Origin of the sequence: Mesorhizobium sp. M0998 (genome assembly GCF_040318885.1) — a bacterium.
In the GTDB taxonomy this organism is placed as follows: Bacteria; Pseudomonadota; Alphaproteobacteria; order Rhizobiales; family Rhizobiaceae; genus Mesorhizobium.
Window position 1 is genome coordinate 95,586 of record NZ_JAMYND010000005.1, and the last position, 21,093, is coordinate 116,678.

The 21,093-nt window shown below is 64.7% G+C and carries 20 protein-coding genes; 15 read left to right on the forward strand and 5 right to left on the reverse strand.

Annotated elements, in window-relative coordinates; all coding sequences use genetic code 11:
- Window positions 1-70: 70 nt before the first annotated feature.
- The gene (locus tag NKH59_RS06740) at window positions 71-712 is read left to right on the forward strand and encodes a YceH family protein (RefSeq protein ID WP_352470789.1); all 642 of its coding nucleotides are present in this window, start codon (window positions 71-73) and stop codon (window positions 710-712) included.
- Between the two features lie 47 nt (window positions 713-759).
- Here NKH59_RS06740 and NKH59_RS06745 read toward each other — a convergent pair whose 3' ends face one another.
- A complete protein-coding gene (locus tag NKH59_RS06745) occupies window positions 760-1,185 on the reverse strand; it encodes an OsmC family protein (protein WP_352470788.1) in 426 nt (141 codons plus the stop codon).
- A 222-nt stretch (window positions 1,186-1,407) separates the two neighbouring features.
- Between NKH59_RS06745 and NKH59_RS06750 the strand changes: the two genes are divergently transcribed.
- From NKH59_RS06750 to NKH59_RS06760, 3 genes are all read left to right on the forward strand, one after another.
- Complete coding sequence (locus NKH59_RS06750; protein WP_352450153.1) at window positions 1,408-1,647, forward strand: hypothetical protein; 240 nt, start codon at window positions 1,408-1,410, stop codon at window positions 1,645-1,647.
- Window positions 1,648-1,649: 2 nt separating this feature from the next.
- On the forward strand, window positions 1,650-2,006 hold the full coding sequence (locus NKH59_RS06755) for a YciI family protein (protein WP_352470787.1): 357 nt from the start codon (window positions 1,650-1,652) through the stop codon (window positions 2,004-2,006).
- Window positions 2,007-2,149: 143 nt separating this feature from the next.
- Window positions 2,150-2,677: a hypothetical protein gene (locus NKH59_RS06760; protein ID WP_352818400.1), complete on the forward strand. Its 528-nt coding sequence runs from the start codon at window positions 2,150-2,152 to the stop codon at window positions 2,675-2,677.
- A gap of 136 nt (window positions 2,678-2,813) precedes the next feature.
- On the opposite strand, the gene NKH59_RS06765 is transcribed toward NKH59_RS06760, so the two are convergent.
- A complete protein-coding gene (locus NKH59_RS06765; RefSeq protein ID WP_352818429.1) occupies window positions 2,814-4,058 on the reverse strand; it encodes a ubiquinone biosynthesis hydroxylase in 1,245 nt (414 codons plus the stop codon).
- A 100-nt stretch (window positions 4,059-4,158) separates the two neighbouring features.
- Here NKH59_RS06765 and tesB point away from each other — a divergent pair, with 100 nt between their 5' ends.
- From tesB to NKH59_RS06795, 6 genes are all read left to right on the forward strand, one after another.
- A complete protein-coding gene (gene tesB / locus NKH59_RS06770; RefSeq protein ID WP_031212697.1) occupies window positions 4,159-5,034 on the forward strand; it encodes an acyl-CoA thioesterase II in 876 nt (291 codons plus the stop codon).
- A gap of 219 nt (window positions 5,035-5,253) precedes the next feature.
- Window positions 5,254-5,592 (forward strand): P-II family nitrogen regulator, encoded by a 339-nt coding sequence (locus NKH59_RS06775; protein ID WP_023679755.1) that lies wholly within the window; start codon window positions 5,254-5,256, stop codon window positions 5,590-5,592.
- Between the two features lie 49 nt (window positions 5,593-5,641).
- A complete protein-coding gene (locus tag NKH59_RS06780; protein WP_502893763.1) occupies window positions 5,642-6,964 on the forward strand; it encodes an ammonium transporter in 1,323 nt (440 codons plus the stop codon).
- A 343-nt stretch (window positions 6,965-7,307) separates the two neighbouring features.
- Window positions 7,308-9,965, forward strand: a complete 2,658-nt coding sequence (locus NKH59_RS06785; RefSeq protein ID WP_352470784.1) for an FtsK/SpoIIIE family DNA translocase — start codon at window positions 7,308-7,310, stop codon at window positions 9,963-9,965.
- A 132-nt stretch (window positions 9,966-10,097) separates the two neighbouring features.
- Window positions 10,098-10,781, forward strand: a complete 684-nt coding sequence (locus tag NKH59_RS06790) for an outer membrane lipoprotein carrier protein LolA (protein WP_352818395.1) — start codon at window positions 10,098-10,100, stop codon at window positions 10,779-10,781.
- A gap of 322 nt (window positions 10,782-11,103) precedes the next feature.
- A complete protein-coding gene (locus NKH59_RS06795; protein ID WP_353021382.1) occupies window positions 11,104-11,910 on the forward strand; it encodes an exodeoxyribonuclease III in 807 nt (268 codons plus the stop codon).
- A 12-nt stretch (window positions 11,911-11,922) separates the two neighbouring features.
- Here NKH59_RS06795 and NKH59_RS06800 read toward each other — a convergent pair whose 3' ends face one another.
- From NKH59_RS06800 to NKH59_RS06810, 3 genes are read right to left on the reverse strand one after another with little or no spacing between them, the layout of a single operon-like run.
- Window positions 11,923-12,774, reverse strand: a complete 852-nt coding sequence (locus NKH59_RS06800; protein WP_352770217.1) for a TIGR01459 family HAD-type hydrolase — start codon at window positions 12,772-12,774, stop codon at window positions 11,923-11,925.
- The gene (locus NKH59_RS06805) at window positions 12,771-14,057 is read right to left on the reverse strand and encodes an FGGY-family carbohydrate kinase (RefSeq protein ID WP_353021385.1); all 1,287 of its coding nucleotides are present in this window, start codon (window positions 14,055-14,057) and stop codon (window positions 12,771-12,773) included. Before NKH59_RS06805 ends, NKH59_RS06800 begins: the two co-directional genes overlap by 4 nt.
- 1 nt (window position 14,058) lies before the next feature.
- The gene (locus NKH59_RS06810) at window positions 14,059-15,102 is read right to left on the reverse strand and encodes a class II aldolase/adducin family protein (RefSeq protein ID WP_353021387.1); all 1,044 of its coding nucleotides are present in this window, start codon (window positions 15,100-15,102) and stop codon (window positions 14,059-14,061) included.
- A 229-nt stretch (window positions 15,103-15,331) separates the two neighbouring features.
- On the opposite strand from NKH59_RS06810, the gene NKH59_RS06815 reads away from it, so the two are divergent.
- From NKH59_RS06815 to NKH59_RS06835, 5 genes are all read left to right on the forward strand, one after another.
- Window positions 15,332-16,114, forward strand: coding sequence for a DeoR/GlpR family DNA-binding transcription regulator (locus NKH59_RS06815; protein WP_023680486.1), 783 nt, complete (start codon window positions 15,332-15,334; stop codon window positions 16,112-16,114).
- Entirely contained in the window at window positions 16,111-17,490 is a 1,380-nt protein-coding gene (locus tag NKH59_RS06820; protein WP_353021389.1) for an FGGY-family carbohydrate kinase, read from the forward strand. The genes NKH59_RS06815 and NKH59_RS06820 overlap by 4 nt, the downstream gene beginning before the upstream one ends.
- Window positions 17,487-19,031, forward strand: a complete 1,545-nt coding sequence (locus NKH59_RS06825) for a sugar ABC transporter ATP-binding protein (RefSeq protein WP_352748469.1) — start codon at window positions 17,487-17,489, stop codon at window positions 19,029-19,031. The genes NKH59_RS06820 and NKH59_RS06825 overlap by 4 nt, the downstream gene beginning before the upstream one ends.
- Before the next feature lie 20 nt (window positions 19,032-19,051).
- Window positions 19,052-20,029 carry an ABC transporter permease subunit gene (locus tag NKH59_RS06830; protein ID WP_502894527.1) on the forward strand — a complete coding sequence of 326 codons (978 nt, stop codon included), beginning with the start codon at window positions 19,052-19,054 and terminating at the stop codon, window positions 20,027-20,029.
- Window positions 20,030-20,115: 86 nt separating this feature from the next.
- Window positions 20,116-21,054: an ABC transporter substrate-binding protein gene (locus tag NKH59_RS06835; protein WP_352470775.1), complete on the forward strand. Its 939-nt coding sequence runs from the start codon at window positions 20,116-20,118 to the stop codon at window positions 21,052-21,054.
- Window positions 21,055-21,093 lie beyond the last annotated feature (39 nt).

The following is a 21,093-nucleotide window of genomic DNA, read 5'->3' on the forward strand; positions in this document are numbered from 1 at the left end:
TAGAGGGGGAGATTGGCCGGCAGGACAGAGGGGGGCGCTGTCCCGCCGAGTTCGAAAGGATAGCAAACTTATGACCGATTCCGACCTTCCCATCCTCTCTCCCATCGAAGCCCGCGTGCTCGGCTGCCTGATCGAGAAGAAGGAGCTGACGCCGGACGTCTATCCGCTGACGCTCAATGCGGCACATGCGGCGGCCAACCAGAAGACGGCGCGCGAGCCGGTAATGTCGGTCGAGCTTGCCGAGGTCAGGCGGGCGCTTGGCCAGCTGGAGCAGAAGGGCCTCGTCAGGCAAGTGTTCGCGTCGCGCGTCGAGCGCTACGAGCATATCGTGGCGCAGCGCTTTTCCCTGACCTCGGCGCAGATCGCGCTGCTCGGCCTGTTGCTGCTGCGCGGCCCGCAGACGGCCTATGAATTGCTGGCGCGAAGCGAGCGCATGGCGCGGCTGCCGTCGATCGACGAGCTTCGCGGCAATCTCGATCTGCTGATCGGCCGCCGGCCACCGCTGGTGCAGCAGATCGATCGCGGCCCAGGCCAGCGCGAGGATCGCTACGTCCATCTGCTCAGCGGGCCGCCGCAGCTGTCGGCTGCCGCAGCACCCCTGCAGTCGTCCTCGCCGGCGTCGGATATGGAAATGCGCGTGCGGGCCCTCGAGGAGGAGGTCGCGGCATTGCGCGCCCGCCTCGACGCGCTCGTTGGCGAAAAAAGCCAATAATCATTCGAGAGGGGGCGCGAAGGATCGCCCGCTTCGCAGACCAGCTCTCACCCGAGCCTGGCGTCGAGCGATACTTTGATGGCGCCGAGCGCTTTCGAGACCGGGCATTCGGCCTTGGCCTTCTCGGCCAATTCCTTGAACTTGGCGGCATCAATGCCCGGTACCTTGCCGACCAGCGTGATCGCGCTGCCGGTGATGCCGGTGCCGGGGACCAGCGTTACCACGGCCTTGGCGTCGAGCTCGGCAGCCGGAGTGCCGTTCTCGGCGAGAAAATGCGAAAGCTGCATGGCGTAGCAGCCGGCATGGGCGGCGGCGATCAGCTCTTCCGGGTTTGTGCCGGATTTGCCGCTTTCATCCTCGAAACGCGTCTTGGCCGAATAGGGTGTGCCCTTCAGCACCCCGCTCTGGGTTTCGAGTGTGCCCTTGCCTTCCTTGAAACTGCCTTTCCAAACGGCGTTGGCGGTGCGGTCCATCAATTCCTCCTTGATTGTCGTGGCTGAGCCCGTGATCGGCATCCAGTCGACTATAGCGCGCGCGGGAGCGAAGGCCACCCACGCTTTCGTATCGGCGGCGGCGTGACACATCATGTCGAGCGAAAAAAATTCGAAAAAAATATGCGTGCAAAAATGTCGACTTCCATCTGTCCCGGCCGTCCTGCGGGCGGCCATGGACTTGGTGGCCGGATGGAGGACCACATGAACAATCTGTTTTCTGCTCACTGGACAAGCACCGGCCACAGGGCCGGTGAACAACAAGCCGACTGGTCGCGCCTGCAGCCTTCCGGCTTCGGCCGACTGCTTGCGGCGATTGCCATCATTGGGATTGCGGTATCTCTTCTCGACTATGCTGCGGCCGGTCTCGATTCTGCGGCAGGCAAGGGCTCCGCGGAGATTTCCGTAGCCTCGTCTTCGGCTTCAAGCCAGGAATGGAGATAAAAATGAAGTATGTTTGCCTAGTCTATGGTGAAGAAAAAGATCTCTACGCAATGACCCCCGAGAGGCTGGCCAAGCTCGACGCCGATTCGATGGCCCATGACCGGTCATTGGACCAACGCGGGATGCTGATCATCGCGCAGGCGCTGCAATCGGTGAAAACGTCGAAAACCGTTCGCAGGCGCAAGGGCAAGCGGCTGGTCACCGACGGCCCCTTCGCCGAAACCAAGGAGCAGTTGCTCGGTTTCGTCATGATCGAGGCCGAGAGCCTCGACGAGGCGCTGGGGATCGCGGGCGAGATTCCGCTCGCCGAAATCGGCACGATCGAGGTGCGGGCGATCTACAAGGTGCCCGGGTCATAGAGATGTCTCGATAAGTTCCTCCGCGGAGCGGTGGCGACCAACGACTGGCGCAGGCTGTCGTTTTCTTCAATCGGCGCAACTTTTGCGTGTTGAAGCGAAGCAATACTTCTCCTATCGTCGCCCGAGATTGGGGGATCTTGGGCATGCATATATTGATTGCTGCAATCGGCCTGCTTGGGGCGGCGGCGTTCTGGTGGTACCGGCTGAAGATCATGAACGACGCGGCGCGTGAGGTTGCCGACGTGGTTGGCCGCGTCCAGGGCAACGTCCGCCGCAAGAAACTGCGCAAGCAGGCGGCGCTCTCGCCGCTGACAGCGATCGACGATCCGGTCGTCGCCGCCGCGACGCTGATCACCGCCATCGTTTCCGAACATGGTCCTGCGCTGCCGCAACGCGAAGCTGCCATTCGATCGGTGATCTCGGAGATTGCCGACAAAAAACAGACCGATGAAGCGGTGATCTACGCCAAATGGGCGGCATCGCAAATCGACGACGCCACGGTCGTCATCGACAAGCTGGCACCGTTCCTGCGCGAACGGCTCGACGCGGTCGAAAGGAGCGATCTGCTGCGGATGGTCAGCCGTGCGGCGGAAGCCGGCGGACAAAACCTGCAGATTCCCGACCAGCGCATGCTGCGGCTGCGCCAGAAGCTGGGCTTCGAGGTCAACTAAGTCCCCTGATACGAAATTCGGCAGACCGCATGGCGATTAAGCCGAGACGCCTGATCGCTTCGTCATCCTGGGTCTTCTCTCCGCTTCGCGTCGCTACGCCCAGGGATGACGAAGTTGGGGAAGCTTCAGGGCCTGTTTAGATCGCCTCGCCCTTCAACAATTTCGGCGTGTCGCCGGACAGACCCGACGCCTGGCGGATGAAAAACCCCTTCAGCCGGGGCATGCGCTCGACGAGGCCGAGGCCGATGTCGCGCAAAGTGCGCAGCGGGCCGAAATCGTTGGAAAACATCCGGTTCAGCACATCGGTGGTGATGCCCATCTGCACCGTGTCGAAACGCCGCCATTGCTGGTAGCGCTCGAGCACGTCGAGCGCGCCGATGTCCTGGCCGAGCCGGTCGGCCTCGACCACCACTTCGGCCAGCGCCGCCACGTCCTTGAAGCCGAGATTGAGACCCTGGCCGGCGATCGGGTGGATGCCGTGGGCGGCGTCGCCGGCCAAGGCGATGCGCGGCGCGACGAAGGCGCGCGCAATGATCAGCCCGAGCGGCCAGGCACGCGGCTTGTCGGCGAGATGGATTTCGCCGAGTTTCAGGCCAAAGCGCTGCTCGAGCTCATATTCCAGGACCAGCGTGTCGCCACTGACCAGTTTCTCGGCATCCTGCGACCGTTCGACCCAGACGATCGACGAGCGGTTGGTGCCGTCCTTGCCCGGCTTGAGTGGCAGCGTGGCAAACGGGCCTGCGGGGAGGAAATGCTCTTCGGCGCGGCCGTTGTGCGGCCGCTCGTGCGCCACCGTGCAGACGATGCCGGACTGGCCATACTCCCATTTCACCGTCTTGATGCCGGCCATGTCGCGCAGCTTCGAATTGACGCCGTCGGCGGCAACCAGCAGCCGCGCCTTCAGCGTCGCGCCGTCGGCAAGATGCACGGTGATGCCGGCGCCGTTGATGTCGAAGGCGCTGACGGCGACGCCTTCGATGATGCCGATGCCGAGTTGTTCGGCGCGCCGGCGCAAGGCGCCGTTCAAATCCTTGTTGGCGACCATATGCGCAAAGGGTTCGCCGGGCGCGACCTCGCCGTCGAAGGTGAGGAACACCGGGCGGACCGGATCGGATGTGCGCGAATCGGTGACGATCATTTCGGTGATCGCCTGCGCCCCCGGCGCGATCTCGTTCCAGACGCCGAGCTGGTCGAGCATGCGGCACGCGGCGGCGGCAATCGCCGAGGCGCGGCCGTCCTTCTGCCAGACCCTGGCGGGTGCTGCATCGACGACGGCGACGGCGAGGCTCGGCCGCGCCTGCTTCAGCGACACGGCGGCGGCCAGGCCGACATAACCGGCGCCGGCGACCAGAACGTCGAGCGAATTCTTGCTGTCGAGCATGGCAATTCCTTTCGCAGCCTGACTGTCGCCGGGCATTCCGCCCTTGACTGCCCGCTGTTCCTGTCGGAAACCGCCATGGTAATTTTGCGGCGAGGTCAAGATGACGGCAGCCATGGACGAGCTTCTCGGCATTCTCGACCTCGAGCAGCTGGAACACAACCTGTATCGTGGTCGCAGCCCCAAGCTCGATTGGCAGCGCATCTTCGGCGGCCAGACCATCGCCCAGGCGCTGGTCGCCGCGCAGCGAACGGTCGAGCCCGAGCGCCACGTGCATTCGCTGCATGGCTATTTCATGCGGCCGGGCGACACCAAGGTGCCTATCATCTACGAGGTCGACCGCATCCGTGACGGCGGCTCCTTCACCACGCGCCGCGTCGTGGCGATCCAGCACGGCCAGGCGATCTTTTCGCTGGAAGCCTCGTTCCAGCAGGATGAGGTCGGCCTGGAACATCAGGTGCCGATGCCGCAGGACGTGCCGGCGCCCGACACGTTGCTGTCGCAGCGCGAATTGCTGGGCAAGTTCGGCGAAGCCGTGCCCGACGGCATCAAGCGCTATTGGGAGCGCGACCGGCCGATCGAGATGAAGCCGGTGATGCTGAAGCATTATACCAGCCGGGAAAAACTCGAGCCGAAGCAGAACATCTGGATCCGCACCACCGGCCCGGTGCCGGCCGACCGCGCCACGCAGGCGGCCGTGCTCGCTTACCTCTCGGATATGACGCTGCTCGACACCTCGACCTTTGCTCATGGCCGCGCCATTTTCGATCGTGATATCCAGGCAGCCAGCCTCGACCACGCCATGTGGTTCCACCGCAGCCATCCGCTCGACGACTGGATGCTGTACACGCAAGACAGTCCGTCGACGCAAGGATCGCGTGGCTTTACCCGCGGCTCGCTGTTTGCCCGCGACGGCACCTTGATCGCCTCGGTTGCCCAAGAAGGACTCATCCGGCTGAAGCGGCCGCCTGCGGAGTAGGCATTTTTCGAAATTTGCCTATTTTTTAAGCATATGCACTGCCGCGCCTGTGAACAGGCAGCTGCCAGACCTTCTCGATTTCGTTGTTTAACAACAGCTTAACACCCTGCTTCGGCAATTGGCACGGAGCTTGAATCCTAGCGGGCACTCTCCGGCTCTCATGGGGATCGGCGAAGTCGTGCAAACGCGGGGACCCGCAACAGCAAAGGGTGAAACCTTATGAAGATCGTGATGGCAATCATAAAGCCGTTCAAGCTCGACGAGGTGCGCGAGGCGCTCACCGCAGTCGGCATCCAGGGCCTGACCGTCACCGAAGTAAAAGGCTACGGACGTCAGAAGGGTCACACGGAAATCTATCGCGGGGCGGAATACGCGGTCAGCTTCCTGCCGAAGATCAAGATCGAAGTCGCGGTCGCTGTCGACATGGTCGACAAGGCCGTCGAAGCCATCACCGCGGCGGCCAAGACCGGCCAGATCGGCGACGGCAAGATCTTCGTTTTCGGCATCGACCAGGCGGTGCGCATTCGCACCGGCGAAACAGACACCGACGCGCTTTGAGCTGCGGATACGTATTCCAATGGAGAGTTCAATGAATATTCCTTCTACCTTGAAGATAACGGGACGCGCGGCCGTTTTAAGTTCGCTCGCTCTCGCTGCACTGGGCACGGTTGCTGCGTTCGCGCAGGAAGCGGCACCGGCGGCACCGGCAGCCCCTGCGCCCGCGCTCGACACCGGCAACACAGCCTGGATGCTGACCTCGACGGCGCTGGTGCTGATGATGACCGTACCGGGCCTGGCGCTGTTTTATGGCGGCATGGTGCGCAAAAAGAACGTGCTCGCCACCATCATGCAGAGCTTTGCCATCACCTGCCTGGTGACGGTGCTGTGGTTCATGTTCGGCTACTCGCTGGCCTTCTCGGATGGCGGCGGCATGAATGCCTATCTCGGCGGCTTCTCGAAGTTCTTCCACAACGGCATCACCACCTCCTCGCTGTGGCTGCCGGGCGTGGCGAACATTCCTGAGTTCGTCTTCTCGATGTTCCAGATGACCTTCGCCATCATTACGCCGGCGCTGATTGCCGGCGCCTTCGCCGAACGCATGAAGTTCTCGGCGCTGCTCATCTTCATGGGCGCGTGGCTGCTGGTGGTCTACGCCCCGATCGCGCACTGGGTGTGGGGCGGCGGCTTCCTCGGCACAGCCGGCGTTCTCGATTTCGCCGGCGGCACGGTCGTTCACATCAACGCCGGCGTTGCCGGCCTGGTCTGCGCGCTGGTTCTCGGCAAACGTGAAGGCTACGGCACCACCAACATGGCGCCGCACAACCTCGTCTACTCCGTCATCGGCGCTTCGCTGCTGTGGGTCGGCTGGTTCGGCTTCAACGCCGGCTCGGAACTGGCCGCCGACGGCCTTGCCGGTGCCGCGATGCTGAACACCCAGGTTGCCGCTGCCGCTGCGGCGCTCGCCTGGATGTTCGCCGAATGGATCGTCGCCAAGAAGCCGAGCGTGCTTGGCATCATCTCGGGCGCCGTCGCCGGCCTGGTCGCGGTGACGCCGGCTTCCGGTTTCGTCAATCCGACCGGCGCCTTCATCGTCGGCATCGTCGCCGGCGTGCTCTGCTACGTCTCGGCCGTCAAGCTCAAGCACGCGTTCGGCTATGACGACTCGCTCGATGCATTCGGCGTGCACGGCATCGGCGGCATCATCGGTGCATTGCTGACCGGCGTGCTCGCCGATCCGGCGATCAACAGCCTTGGCTCGGGTGCCTCTGTCGGCAAGCAGCTCTACGGTATCGTCTTCACCATCCTGTGGACGGCGATCGCGAGCTTCGTGATCCTCTATATCGTCAAGGCGCTGGTCGGCCTGCGTCCTTCCACCCAGGAAGAGGTCGAAGGCCTCGACATCAGCCAGCACGGCGAAGTGGTGCCGTGAGGTTTATCGGCTGGCACCGGCGTTTTGCCGGTGCCGGGAAGATCCCGTCGTGATGCTCCCGAAAGGGCTCACGCCTTGAGGCCCGGAAACCTTCCGGGCCTCTTTTTTGTGTGCAGGCGGCCGTTATGGCTCGATCATACAATCGCTTGATCAAGGTGGCTCGATCCGCCGGCGGCGTGAAACAGCGGCCGCAACGCTCCGAACTGTGGTGGCGGTCGCCCGTTCCGGTGACGCAGAATGCCCATGGTTAATGCGCCCTTAACCTTCCCGCCGCTAGTCTGACAGCCGAATCTGCCGTGTTGCGCGTCCGCGCCCGGCCGGGCAACGACAGACGAGGAAAAGCATGCGTTCAGGGGCTTCAGCACCGCTTGCGCTGGCCGATACGGAGCACGGCATCCGGTCGTTCGCGAGGCGCCAGGTCGGGCGGCTGGTCGGTGCCGGGCTGTTTGCTCTGGTTGGTTTCGGCGTCGCCGCCCTTGCCACCTGGAACGTCGCCGATCCGAGCTTTTCGCACGCCACCGACAATATCGTCACCAATGCAATGGGTTATGCCGGCGCCGTCTTTTCCGACATTGCCATGCAGTTCTTCGGACTTGCCGCCGTTGCGGCGCTGGTGCCGGCGGTGATCTGGGGATTTCTGCTGTTTACCGCGCGCGGCGTCGACCGGCTGCCGAAACGGGCACTGGCCTGGTTCGGGTTTTCGCTGCTTGGCGCGGCAATTGCCGGCTGCGTGGTGCCGCCCAAGACCTGGCCGCTGCCGACCGGCCTCGGCGGCGTCTTCGGCGACATGGTGCTCAATATCCCGGGCCTGGTCATCGGCGGCTATCCGACCGGCCTCGTCGCCAGCGTGCTCGCCGTGCTCCTGGCAGCGCCGGCGCTGTGGGTATTCTTGTATGGCTCGGCGCTGATTTCGCGCAAGAACGGCTTTGCCGTCCTCGAACAGCCCGCAGTGCCCGATCCGCAGGACGACCTGCTTTTCGACAATGAAGAGGACGAGGGCGACGAAGGTATATTGGCGCTTGGCGCCATCACCCACTGGTGGCTGTCGCTGCGGGCCTATCTGCGCCGCCGCGCCGCGCGCCGGCGCGAGCGCGACGATTTCGAGCCGGAGATGGAACCGCGCCCCAGCGCCTGGCGGCGGGCGGCCGAACGGGTCGAATCGGCCGAGTTCGCCGAGGCGCGGATGAGCCCGGGCGGGCGCGCCCGCGTCGAGCCGGAATTCTTCGCCGCCATGGTCAACGACCGCAGTGCCTCGATCGACCCTGACGATGCCGACGTCTTCGATAACGACGACAATGACGACGACATGGATTTCGCGCCCGAGCCGGCCGGCCAGCGCCGCGCCGCGCCAACGGCCAGGGTGCAGAACTTCCGTTCCGACGCGGCGACACGCGTCGAGGCGCCGGCGCCGCGGCCGGCCCCCGGCGCCCGCGTCCAGCGCGAGGCGCAGACTTCGCTGATCGGCTCGGAAAAATTCGAGATGCCGTCGCTGCACTTCCTGTCGGAACCAAAGAACGTGGTGCGCGACGCCAGCCTGTCCAAGGATGCGCTGGAGCAGAACGCCCGCCTGCTTGAGGGCGTGCTGGAGGATTTCGGCGTCAAGGGCGAAATCATCCATGTGCGTCCGGGTCCGGTCGTCACGCTCTACGAGCTGGAACCGGCGCCCGGCATCAAATCGTCGCGGGTCATCGGCCTGTCCGACGACATCGCCCGCTCGATGAGCGCCATCGCCTGCCGTGTCGCCGTGGTGCCCGGCCGCAACGCGATCGGCATCGAGTTGCCGAACGCCAGGCGCGAGACGGTCTATTTGCGCGAGATCATGGCCAGCCGCGATTTCGAAACCACCAAGGCCAAGCTGGCGCTGGCGCTGGGCAAGACCATCAATGGCGAGGCGGTGATCGTCGACATCGCCAAGATGCCGCACGTGTTGGTCGCCGGCACCACCGGCTCGGGCAAGTCCGTCGCCATCAACACCATGATCCTGTCGCTGCTCTACCGGCTGACGCCGCAGGACTGCCGGCTGATCATGATCGATCCAAAGATGCTGGAGCTCTCGGTCTATGACGGCATTCCGCATCTTCTGACGCCGGTCGTCACCGATCCGAAGAAGGCGGTGGTGGCGCTGAAATGGACCGTGCGGGAGATGGAGGACCGCTACCGCAAGATGTCCAAGGTCGGCGTCCGCAACATCGACGGCTTCAACGCGCGCGTGCAGCAGGCCGAGAAAAAGGGCGAAAGGATCTCGCGCACCGTGCAGACCGGCTTCGACCGCCAAACCGGCGAGGCGATCTACGAGACGGAGAACCTCGACCTCGAGCCGATGCCCTACATCGTCGTCATCATCGACGAGATGGCCGATTTGATGATGGTCGCCGGCAAGGACATCGAAGGCGCGGTGCAGCGCCTGGCGCAGATGGCGCGCGCCGCTGGCATCCATGTCATCATGGCGACGCAGCGGCCGTCGGTCGATGTCATCACCGGCACCATCAAGGCGAATTTCCCGACCCGCATCTCCTTCCAGGTGACATCGAAGATCGACAGCCGCACCATCCTGGGCGAGCAGGGCGCCGAACAGCTGCTCGGCATGGGCGACATGCTCTACATGGCCGGCGGCGGCCGCATCCAGCGCGTGCACGGTCCCTTCGTCTCCGACGACGAGGTGGAGAGGATTGTCGCGCATCTGAAATTGCAGGGCGTGCCGGAATATCTCGACGCCATCACCGAGGACGACGACAAGGATGACGATGAGCCGACGGGCAAAGGCAGTGGCGGCGGCGACGGCGGTAATTTCGAGGATTCCGACGATCCCTACGACCAGGCGGTCGCGGTGGTGCTGCGCGACGGCAAGGCCTCTACCAGCTACATCCAGCGCCGGCTCGGCATCGGCTACAATCGCGCCGCCTCGATCATCGAGAAGATGGAGAAGGAAGGCATTGTCGGCCCGGCCAACCATGCCGGAAAACGCGAAATCCTGGTGCCGACGGAGGACGACAAGTTCTAGAGCGCGTCCGCGCCGGCAACTTTGAACCTTTTGGCGCGTTGCAACGACGGGCGCCGTGCGGCCGCCAAACTTAAGCCCAACTGGGGGGCCAGACCAATATAACGAGCAAGCAATCAGATGATGGTGACCGGCATGAAAAACGCAACTCTCGCCCCAAGCAGGGATTTCGCCCCAACCCGCCGGCAGGTGCTCGGCCTCGGCCTGGTCCTGGCCGGTGCGGCGGCCGCCAATGTCGTGCCCGGCTTCCAGTTGCTGGCGTCGGCGCAAGCAGCGGTTCCGGCGACGGCGCAGAAGATCGCCGATCATTTCTCCTCGGTCAAATCGATGAGCGGCGAGTTCGTGCAGTTCGGACCCAAGGGCGAGCAGACCGGCGGCAAGTTCTTTCTGGAACGGCCGGGCAAGATCCGCTTCAATTACGACGGCGCCTCGAATTTCAGAGTGATTTCCGATGGCAAGTCGGTGGTCATCCTCAACAAGAAGCTGCGGACCTCCGACCTCTATCCGCTGTCGAAGACGCCGCTGAAGCTGCTGCTCGACGACAAGATCGATCTGTCCGGCGGGCGCGTCAGAAGCGTCAAGGAAGAGGACGATCTCACCACCATCCAGCTTGCCGACAAATCGGTGTTCGGCAATTCGAAGATCACCATGATGTTCGATCCGAAATCTTATGAATTGCGGCAGTGGACCATCACCGATGCGCAAGGCAAGGACACGACGGTGATGATCTTCAACACCAAGGAGGGCGTCAGCTTCGCCCCCGACACCTTCGCCATCGACTATACGGCGAACCGCGAGCTGAACACCAAGACGCGGTAAATTCTCTTCGGGCGTCAGCGCCGCCCCTCACCTGCCTGCCGGCATCCTCTCCCCGTATAGTGACGGGGAGAGGGGCGCTCTCATCGTCGGTTTCGCCAATTTTTCGCATTGCAAAAAGAGCACCAAGCGTGCGGCCAGCCCCTTCTCCCCGTCACTATACGGGGAGAAGGTGTCGGCAGACGGATGAGGGGCAGCACCGGACTCGACCATGACAGGCTCGGCCAAGCGCCGGCTTGTTTTTGCGGTGCGCGGCTGGCAGTAGTTTCCGCGATTGACTTCCGTCGGAGCCATCCGGCGGATCTTGCGTTGTCCGGAACCCCACATGCCGTTTTCCGTCGCTACCTGGAACATCAACTCCGTCCGGCTGCGCATGCCGATCGTCGAGCGCCTGCGGGCCGCGCTGGCGCCGGACGTGCTCTGCCTGCAGGAAACCAAGGTTCCGGACGAATTGTTTCCGGAGAAGGCGTTCCGCAAGCTCGGCTACGAGCACATCGCCTTCCATGGCCAGAAGGGCTATCACGGCGTTGCCACCATAGCGCGGCGGCCGATCGAGGTGGTCGAAAAGCGCCGCTTCTGCGAGATCGACGACAGCCGGCATCTGTCGGTCACCGTCAACGCCGGCGGCAAAACGATCCTGCTGCACAATTTCTACGTTCCGGCCGGCGGCGACGAGCCCGACCCGGCCGTCAACCGCAAGTTCAAGCACAAGCTCGATTTCGTTGCCGAGATGAACGCCGTGCGGGCCGAGCATGACGAGCACTCCGGCTCGATCCTGGTCGGCGACCTCAACATCGCGCCGCTCGAGCACGATGTCTGGTCGCACAAGCAGCTCCTCAATGTCGTCAGCCATACGCCGGTCGAGACGGAAAACTTCGAGGCAATGCGGCTCGCCGGCGACTGGATCGACCTGATGCGGCTCAATGTGCCTTACGAGGAGAAACTCTACACCTGGTGGAGCTATCGCGCCCAGGATTGGCAGGCCTCAAATCGCGGCCGCCGCCTCGACCATGTCTGGTCGTCGCCAAACCTGGTGCCGCATTTTGCCGGCTATGAAATCCTGCGGCCGGCGCGCGGCTGGGAACGGCCCTCGGACCATGTGCCGGTGATCGGGCGTTTCAACCTGGATTAGCTTTGTCTCGCCTCAGCGAAACCTGAAGCTATCCGCGATGTAGTCGGGACGGGCGTTCAGCGTGGCGAAAACGTCCTCCAGGTCAGGCGCCCCCGCCAATATGCCCGACAGGACCAGCGTCGTCGCGACACCGACGCCGTTGCCGCCGGCGATGTCGTGCTCGACGCTGTCGCCGACGCAGACCACGCTGTCGCGCTCCGGGTGGCCCGCCAGTGCCAGCGCTGCCTCGAATATCTGCGGATTGGGCTTGCCAATGCGCACCACGCTGCCGCCGAGGCTCTCATAGAGATCGGCGAGCCGGCCGGCGCCGAAGCGAGGGCCGACGGCAGTCAGCATGATCTTGTCGGGATTGGTGCAGAAGCATGGCACCCGCCGCGCCGCCGCCGGACCAAGAAGCCGGCGATAATGGTCGAGGTCGTAGCGATCGCCCTCGCTGGCGGAAATCAGCACCAGTTCGGCATCGTCGCCGTCCTTGGCCAGGACGAAGGGCAGGCCGTCGACAGCCGAACGGTCATTGTCGCGGCGGATCAGCAGGCATTTTGTCTGCGGGCGCAGGGCTCCGGAGGCTGCCATTTGGTGGAAGGAGCGCCACGCCACCTCGCCGGAGGAGACAAAGTGATCCCAGCTTCCCGGTTCGAAGCCGAGCTTCAGCAGGCGGTGCTCATTGGGTTGCGCCCGCTTGCCGGAATTCGAGATCAGTACGATGGTCTTGCCGGCGCGCTTGAGTGCCGACAACGCTTCGACAGCACCTGGATAGGCGCTGGTGCCGTCGTGCAGCACACCAAATTGGTCGAGCAGGAACACCTGATAGCGGTCGGTCAGCGCGGCGATGCCGTCGAGGTGTTGAATTGCCTTGGCCGTCATAAAAGCCCCGCTGCGCTTGCGCCCATCAGCGCCAGCCGCGCCGTGCCGGCAGCGGCCTCCTCCGAAAGAGCCGGCACGAGAGCGACGCCAAGCTTGCGCTGCCGGATCGCTGTCCAGGCCGGATTGGCCGCACCGCCGCCGACGCTCCTGACCGATGTCAGCCGGGGGGCGCCGAGTTCGGCAAGCCGGCGATAGCCGAGCGCTTCGATCGCCGCAATACCCTCGAACATCGCTTTCAGATAGTCGGCGTCGTCGGCGGGCCGCGGCTCGAGGCGCGGCGGCAGCGCCGGATCGGCTATGGGGAAGCGTTCGCCCGGCGCCGGCAGCGGGTAATAATCGAGGCCGGTCTTCGTCGCCGGGTCGATTTTTTTGCTGAGTTCGACAATGCGGGCGACGGGGAAATGCTGGGCCAGCACCTTGCCGCCGGAGTTCGAGGCGCCGCCCGCCAGGTAGGTGTCACCCAGCCGATGGCTGTAGATGCCGAATTGCGGCGCCGAGATCGGCCGGTCGGAGAGGATCTTGATGGTCAGCGACGAGCCGAGCGCGGTAACGCCGTCGCCCGCCGCCGTCGCGCCGGTTGCCAGGCACGACGCACAGCCATCGGTGGTGCCGGCGACCACGGCCACGTCACGCGGCAGGCCGAACATTTTCGCGGCGCTGGCGGTGAGCGTGCCCGTGACACCGCCCGGCCGCACGACGCAGGGCAGGAATTCCATGCGCATGCCGGTCGCCGCGATCCAGTCCGGCCAGCGCCGGGCCTCGACGTCGTAGCCGGTCTTCAGGGCGTTGTTCTCGTCGCTGACATCGAAGCGGCCGGAAAACTGTCCGGCGATCCAGTCTGCCTGGTGCAGCACAGTGGCGACGCCGGGCAGGTGCTGGAAAGACAGCGCCTTGGCGAGACCGGAGGTCGCCCCGAGTGCAGCGCTCGTTGCCGGTGCCGCGCCGGCTATTGCTGTCAGGAGAGTGTCGTCAGCGACCTTGTCGTTGTACATCAGCGGTTCGGCCAGCGGCCGCCCGGCGCCGTCGACCGGCAGCAGCGTGCCCGACGTACCGTCGACGGCGATCGAGCGCACTGCCGCGCGATCGATACATTTGAGCAGTTCCGCCAACGTCGCGCCGACCGCCTCCCACCATATTGCGGGGTCACGGCCGTTCGGCCCAAATCGCTCGAGGGCAATAGCGGAATGCGCGGCAATGGAAAAATCCGGACGCATGGCGACGGCGCGCGCGCCGGATGTGCCGATGTCGATGCCGATGGCAAGCGGACCAGACGAACGCGGCATGTCAGCTGCCTCCGGCATTGAGCTTCTGGCGATATTTTTCGGCGTCCCAGTTGATCAGTTCGTCATTCTCCGCCGCTGTCAGATAATTCAGCTTCGCCGCGACATCGATCCGCGCCGTCACGTCGGAAAGGCAGCGCTGCATGGCGTCGGCACCGGCGCCGGCGTCGCCGCGCATCAGCACGCCGAGTCCAGGAAACAGGATCGCCACGGGTGCGGCGCCGCAGCGCTCGATGACGCGCTTCACACCCTCGTCCGGTCTCGCCACGACCGAGCCTTCGCCGAGAAAGATGACGTGGTCGGGGTAGAGGCTGCCACCCGAAGCCATGCGGCAGCTTTCGGGGTCGATCGCCACCGCATGCGCCTCAACGTCCGCCGGCAATCTGTAGTCGCTGTCGCCGGCGCGCGCCGTCAATGCCGCGATGTCCGGTTCCGCCACCTGGCGCGGCGGCCGCGCCAACAGTCGTGTCACGCGCCGCAGCAGCATGTCGGCCGCGGCGACGGTCTCGGCTGCAACGACCAGGCCGTGATTGCCGAGGATCAGGATATCCACGCCTGGCCGAAGGCGCTCGGCGATACCCTGCGCGAGCGGCAGTCCCGGCCGGCGATAGGGAATATACGCCCATTGATGGCCGTTGAGCCGCCTGGCCGCCTCGGCCTCGCAGTCGGCCTGCACGGCCAGCGAAATGGTCTCGACGCAGTGAACATGCAGAACGATGCGCTGCGGCATCAGCGCATGCACGGTGGTCTCGATCGACGGGCGCAAGCCGCGCGCGTTGAGGGCGTCGACAGTGAAGGCCTGCGGCTGTTCGGCGGCCGGGTCGCGCCGTTTGATGGCGTCGAGCAATGGCGGGATGCCGACCGGCACCATGATGTCGGCGATGAGCGCGTCCTTCAGCCAGGTGCCGGAGGCCTTGATCCAGAGCGTGTCGCCGGCTTTCAGCGAGGTGTTGCCGCCGGCGGCCTGGGTCAGATGCGGGTCGCTGCCGATGGCGGCCGAAAGCGACCGCAGCGCTGCCAGTTCCTGCGCATCCGCACTGATCGTCATCGAAATTCCTCTACAATCCGGCCGCGTGGCCCACGGCTTTGGACGTCCCGGTGCCGGGACGAAGACCCATGCTGGTATCGCAGATGCGAGTAAGTTACGTCAACAGTGATGTTATCGCGTCAAATCAGGCTTGCAATCCGAGGGCCGTTGAGTAAGTTGCACCAATTGCCATGCAAAACGGCAATGCCGTGCAAAATGCTTGGGAGGCAAGCGCATTGGGAGGTAAGGGTTGAGCGACTCCGGCCGCCAGCGTCAGATTGTCGAGCTTTTGCGGGACCGGCCTTTCGCATCGGTGCGCGAGCTGCAGGAGCGGCTTGGCGTATCGGCGGCGACGGTGCGGCGCGACATCGACAAGATCGACGAGGCTGGCGAAGCGCGCAAGGTCTATGGCGGCATCTCGGCGCTCGATGGCGCTTCGCAAGCCGGCGTCGCCTATGCCAGGCCCTATGACGAGAACCGCGACCTCGCCGTCGAGGCCAAGCGGCAGATCGCCGCTCTCGCCGCCACCATGGTGCGCGACGGCGACGCGGTCATCGTGCATGGCGGTTCGACCTGCTTCCATCTCGGCGTCAAGCTCGCCGACCGCAACATCCGGCTCTACACCAACTCGATGCCGCTCGCGGCCTATCTCAGCGACCACGGCCATTGCAGCCTCACCGTCGCCGGCGGCGAACTGCACCGCGAGCCGGGCATCATCCATTCGCTGACGCAGACGGTGCCGTTCTACGCCTCGAAGTTCTTTCTCGGCGCGCAAGGCATCGGCCAGGAAGGCCTTCTGGAATCGCACCCGCTGCTGGTCCGCTCGATCGTCGAGCTCAGCCTCTGCGCCGACCAGATCGTCGTGCTGGCCGACAGCCGAAAACTGTCGATCCACGCGCGCAATGTGGCACTGCCGCTGTCGCGGATCGGCACGCTAGTCACCGATGACGGCCTGTCCGAGACAGATGCCCGCATGCTCGAAGATGCCGGCGTCATGGTGCGGATCGCGGCTTCCTCGGGAGGCGCCCAGTGAACATCGCCGTCCTCGATTTCGGCAAGACCAATTCGAAGCTGTTCGTCTTCGGCCAGGACGGACAGATCCTCGACGAGCGCCGCAGCCAGCCGAGCTGGATCCGCAAAGGCGGCTTCAGCGTGCTCGACGAGCCAGCGCTGCATGACTGGGCGGCTCGCGCCATCGATGATGCAGTCGACACGCATGGCCTGGAAGGGCTGATGGTATCCGGCCATGGCTGCACCTTCGCGTTGGTCGACGAAGCCGCGCTGACGCATCCGATCCTCGATTACGAGCAGGAACCGCCAGCTGAAATCGCCGCGCAGATCGACCGCCGCATTCCGGATTTTGCCGAGACCTTTTCGCCGCGCCTCCCGCTTGGCTTCAACTACGGCCGCCACATGTTGTGGCTGAACGAGGTGGAGCCCGGTGCCTTCGCCGCAGCGAAATCGATCCTCGGCTACCCCCAATATTGGAGCTGGCGGTTTGGCGGCCGGCCGGTATCGGAAGTGTCGTATCTTGGCTGCCACTCGCATTTATGGGCACCGCGCAAACGCGATTTCAGCTCGCTGGTCGATGCCGAGGGCTGGCGCGGCCAGATGCCCGCCTTCGAGCGTGCCGGCGCGGTGATCGGTGAGCAGCGCTTCGGCCAGGCCGCGAAGCCAGTCGCCATCCATAATGGCGTCCACGACAGCAATGCCGCGCTCCATGCCTACCGCCAGCAGCAGCTCGGGCCGGTGACCGTGGTCTCGACCGGCACCTGGGTGGTCGTGCTCAATCCCGACTGCCCGCTCGACGCACTCGACTGCGAGCGCGACATGCTGGTCAATGTCGATGTCGATGGCGGCCCGGTGCCAACCGTCCGCTTCATGGGCGGGCGCGAATTCGCCACGATCAGCGCTGGCTGGCAGGGCGCAATCGCGCCTTCATCGATACAACGGGTGATCGACGCCGGCATTATGGCGCTGCCGAGCTTCGCGCCCGGGGGCCCGATGCCGCACCGCCGCGGCGAACTGGTCGGGCGTACGCCCAATGCCGAGGAACGCGCGGCCATGGCGCTGCTCTATGTCGCGCTGATGGTCGATCTGTGCCTCGAGTTGATCCATTCGGACAACACAGTGATCGTCGACGGCGGCCTGAACAATGGCGGGCTGCTTGCCGCGTTGCTGGCGCAGTTGCGGCCCGGGCAGGCTTTCCTGCAGGGCGCAACGCTGGAGGGCAGCGCCACCGGTGCTGCCGCACTTGCCTTCGAAAGCGTCGGACGCGAGTTTGCCACCGAAGCGCCGGAGGCGGTGCATGCGGCAAGTTTCAGCGGCCTTGCTGGCTATCGCAACGACTGGCGCGGCCTTGCCGCCGACCGGGCTGTGGCCAGCGCAGCTGCAGGAGGTGCGCGATGAGCGCCGCCGCGCGGATCGAGACGGTGCGCCAGCCGGTGCTGGAGATGCGCCACATCTCCAAGACGTTCGCTGCGATCCGCGCCTTGCACGATGTGTCGCTGACCGTTCACGCCGGCGAGCTGCACGCGCTGATGGGCGAAAACGGTGCCGGCAAGTCGACGCTGATGAAGGTGCTGTCCGGCGCCTACCGGCCGGACCCCGGCGGCGAAATCCTGATCGACGGCGTGCCGGCCGCGACGGGCGACCCGATCAAGGCGCGCGCCGCCGGCATTGCGGTCATATATCAGGAGCTGTCGCTGGCGCCTAATCTGTCGGTAGCGCAGAACATTTTTCTCGGCAACGAGCCGCGACGGTTCGGCGTTGTCGACCGCGAGCAGTGCAATCGGCGCGCCAGCGAGATCATCGCGCGGCTCGGCGTGACCTTCTCGGCGCGCACTCCGGTCGCAAGCCTGTCGCTCGGCGAGCGACAGCTGGTGGAAATCGCCCGCGCGCTGTCGACCAATGCGCGCATCATCGTCATGGACGAGCCGACCACGTCGCTGACCTCGCGTGAGACCGACCGGCTGTTCGACGTGATCGCGACGCTGAAGTCGCAAGGCATCGCCATTATCTACATCAGCCACCGCATGGAAGAGGTCTACCAGCTCGCCGACCGCGTCAGCGTGCTACGCGACAGCGGCTATGTCGGCACGCTCGACCGCGCCGACCTGAACGCCTCGCGCCTGGTATCGATGATGGTCGGGCGCGATCTGTCGACGTTCTACAAGAAGGATCACCGTCCGCCGGACAGCAAGCGCGCCATCGCGCTGTCGGTGCGCGGCATGTCGGACGGCAATCTCATAAAGAATTGTTCCTTCGACCTCCACAAGGGCGAGGTGCTGGCACTGGCCGGCCTGGTCGGCTCGGGCCGCACCGAACTGGCACGGCTGATCTTCGGCGCCGACAGGCACACATCAGGCATGCTGGAGCTCGGCGGCAAACCGATATCCATCGGTTCGCCGAGCGAGGCGCTCGATGCCGGCATCGCCTACCTGACCGAGGACCGCAAGCAACTTGGCCTGTTTCTCGACATGTCGATCTCCGACAATATCAGCATGGGCGTGCTGGCAAAGGACGCGAAGGCCGGCGGTTTGCGCGACTTCACGGCTGCCGAAAAGCGCGCCGCCAAGGCGGTGTCAGACCTCTCCATCCGCACCAGCTCGGTGCAGGCCAATGCCGGCTCGCTGTCGGGCGGCAACCAGCAGAAGGTGCTGCTCGCCCGCCTGCTGGAAACCGAGCCGCAGGTCGTCATCCTCGATGAGCCGACCCGCGGCGTCGATGTCGGGGCCAAGTCGGAAATCTATCGGCTGATCGACAACCTGGCCAAGAAAGGCATCGCCATCCTGATGATCTCCAGCGAACTGCCGGAGGTGATCGGCATCGCCGACCGCGTGCTGGTGATGCGCGACGGCACCATTGCCGGCGAGGTGACGGCGTCGGAGGGCGAGCCGCTGCGGCAGGAAGCGATCATGGAACTTGCAACGGGAGCGGCTCAGCGATGACCGACAAGGTGGCCGACACGATGAAAGCGGACGACCGGGCGGTCGGCAGGAGCACGAGGTGGCGTACCGCCATTGCCGCACTCGGCATGCTGCCGATCCTGATCCTGCTGGCGGTCGGCTTCCAGTTCATCAATCCGCGCTTTTTCACCCAGACCAATCTGCTGATCGTCATGCAGCAATCGTCGATCAACATCGTGCTGGCCGCCGGCATGACCTTCGTCATCCTGACCGGCGGCATCGACCTGTCCGTCGGCTCGATCCTTGCCGCCTCGGCGATGGTGGCGGTGATGGTGTCGCTGGTGCCCGATTGGGGACTGCTGGGCGTGCCAGCGGCCATTCTCGTCGGGCTCGGTTTCGGCGTCATCAACGGTCTGCTGATCGCCTATATCAAGCTGCCGCCCTTCATCGTCACGCTGGGATCGCTGACCGCCGTGCGCGGCGTCGCCCGCCTGCTCGGCCAGGACACGACGGTGTTCAACGCGGACCTGCCGTTCGACTTCATCGGCAACGGTTCGCTGTTCGGCATTCCGTGGCTGGTAATCATCGCGCTGGCGGTCGTCGTCCTGTCCTGGCTGGTGCTCAAGCGCACCGTGCTCGGCACCTGGATCTACGCCGTCGGCGGCAACGCCGAGGCCGCCAGGCTGACCGGCATCAAGGTGCCGCTGGTGCTGCTCTTCGTCTACGGCGTTTCCGGCCTTCTGGCCGGCCTTGGCGGCGCCATGTCGGCGGCCCGGCTCTATGCCGCCAACGGGCTTCAGCTCGGCCAGTCCTACGAACTCGACGCCATTGCCGCAGTCATCCTCGGCGGCACCAGTTTCGTCGGCGGTGTCGGCTCGATCTGGGGCACGCTGATCGGCGGCCTGATCATCGCCGTGCTGTCCAACGGGCTCATCCTCGCCGGTGTTTCGGACATCTGGCAGTACATCATCAAGGGATTGGTCATCATCGTGGCGGTCGCCCTCGACCGCTACCGGCTCCAGGCAGGAGCAAGAACGTGATGGCCCTTAGTCGCCGGCATCCAACGAGCCGGTTTCATGTGTAACGCACCGTGAGAGGCGCGGGGCATCAGGAGGAAAATAAAACAATGAAGACCATCGCTAAACTGCTCTGCGGCGTCGCCCTTGCGGCCGCCGTCATCGCGCCGGCATCGGCAAAGGATCTGAACAAGGTCGGCATCTCGGTCGGACTGCTCGGCAACCCGTTCTTCGTCGCCACCATCAAGGGCATCGAGGACGCGGCCAAGAAGATCAACCCGAATGTGCAGGTGACCTCGGTATCGGCCGACTACGATCTCAACAAGCAGGTATCGCAGGTCGATTCCTTCATCGCTGCCGGTGTCGACGTCATCATGCTCAACGCAGTCGATGCCAAGGCGATCGCGCCGGCGGTGAAGAAGGCGCAGGCGGCCGGCATCGTCGTTGCCGCTTTCGACGTTTCGGCGCCGGGCGCCGACGTCACCGTGATGACCAACAACGTCAAGGCCGGCGAAGAGGCGTGCCAGTATCTGGTCGATAATACCGGCGGCAAGGGCGACTATGTCATCCTCAATGGCCCGGCCTCGTCGTCGATCCTGGAGCGGGTCAAGGGCTGCAAGGACGTGCTGGCAAAGCACCCCGACATCAAGATCCTTTCCGACGACCAGAACGCCGAAGGCTCGCGTGACGGCGGCCTGAAAGTGTTCCAGTCGCTGCTGACGCGTTTCGACAAGATCGACGCGGTCTTCGCCATCAACGATCCGACGGCGATCGGCGCCCAGCTTGCGGCCAAGCAGCTCAACCGCTCGGAGTTCATCTTCACCGCGGTCGACGGTGCACCCGATATCGAGAAGGAACTCGCCTCCGGCACGTCGATGATCAAGGCCTCGGCCTCGCAGGATCCCTATGTGATGGCCGGCCAGTCGCTGACGATGGCGGCTGACCTGCTTGCCGGCAAGAAGCCGGCCGAGCCGACTGTGCTGCTCGACCCGAAGCTGATCACGGCCGACAATTTGAAGGATTACAAGGGCTGGACCGCGGCTCGCTAAGCCCCCCACCCGTGGGGGGGCGGGTAGGCCCGGCCCCAC

Excerpts from the sequence above, each read along its gene's own strand:
- NKH59_RS06830 (WP_502894527.1), top strand. The coding sequence starts at position 19,052 with ATGAAAGCGGACGACCGGGCGGTCGGCAGGAGCACGAGGTGGCGTACC.
- NKH59_RS06765 (WP_352818429.1), bottom strand. The coding sequence starts at position 4,058 with ATGCTCGACAGCAAGAATTCGCTCGACGTTCTGGTCGCCGGCGCCGGT.
- NKH59_RS06810 (WP_353021387.1), bottom strand. The coding sequence starts at position 15,102 with ATGACGATCAGTGCGGATGCGCAGGAACTGGCAGCGCTGCGGTCGCTT.
- NKH59_RS06790 (WP_352818395.1), top strand. The coding sequence starts at position 10,098 with ATGAAAAACGCAACTCTCGCCCCAAGCAGGGATTTCGCCCCAACCCGC.
- NKH59_RS06745 (WP_352470788.1), bottom strand. The coding sequence starts at position 1,185 with ATGGACCGCACCGCCAACGCCGTTTGGAAAGGCAGTTTCAAGGAAGGC.
- NKH59_RS06800 (WP_352770217.1), bottom strand. The coding sequence starts at position 12,774 with ATGACGGCCAAGGCAATTCAACACCTCGACGGCATCGCCGCGCTGACC.
- NKH59_RS06775 (WP_023679755.1), top strand. The coding sequence starts at position 5,254 with ATGAAGATCGTGATGGCAATCATAAAGCCGTTCAAGCTCGACGAGGTG.
- tesB (WP_031212697.1), top strand. The coding sequence starts at position 4,159 with ATGACGGCAGCCATGGACGAGCTTCTCGGCATTCTCGACCTCGAGCAG.
- NKH59_RS06825 (WP_352748469.1), top strand. The coding sequence starts at position 17,487 with ATGAGCGCCGCCGCGCGGATCGAGACGGTGCGCCAGCCGGTGCTGGAG.
- NKH59_RS06750 (WP_352450153.1), top strand. The coding sequence starts at position 1,408 with ATGAACAATCTGTTTTCTGCTCACTGGACAAGCACCGGCCACAGGGCC.
- NKH59_RS06760 (WP_352818400.1), top strand. The coding sequence starts at position 2,150 with ATGCATATATTGATTGCTGCAATCGGCCTGCTTGGGGCGGCGGCGTTC.
- NKH59_RS06755 (WP_352470787.1), top strand. The coding sequence starts at position 1,650 with ATGAAGTATGTTTGCCTAGTCTATGGTGAAGAAAAAGATCTCTACGCA.
- NKH59_RS06795 (WP_353021382.1), top strand. The coding sequence starts at position 11,104 with ATGCCGTTTTCCGTCGCTACCTGGAACATCAACTCCGTCCGGCTGCGC.
- NKH59_RS06740 (WP_352470789.1), top strand. The coding sequence starts at position 71 with ATGACCGATTCCGACCTTCCCATCCTCTCTCCCATCGAAGCCCGCGTG.
- NKH59_RS06785 (WP_352470784.1), top strand. The coding sequence starts at position 7,308 with ATGCGTTCAGGGGCTTCAGCACCGCTTGCGCTGGCCGATACGGAGCAC.
- NKH59_RS06835 (WP_352470775.1), top strand. The coding sequence starts at position 20,116 with ATGAAGACCATCGCTAAACTGCTCTGCGGCGTCGCCCTTGCGGCCGCC.
- NKH59_RS06805 (WP_353021385.1), bottom strand. The coding sequence starts at position 14,057 with ATGCCGCGTTCGTCTGGTCCGCTTGCCATCGGCATCGACATCGGCACA.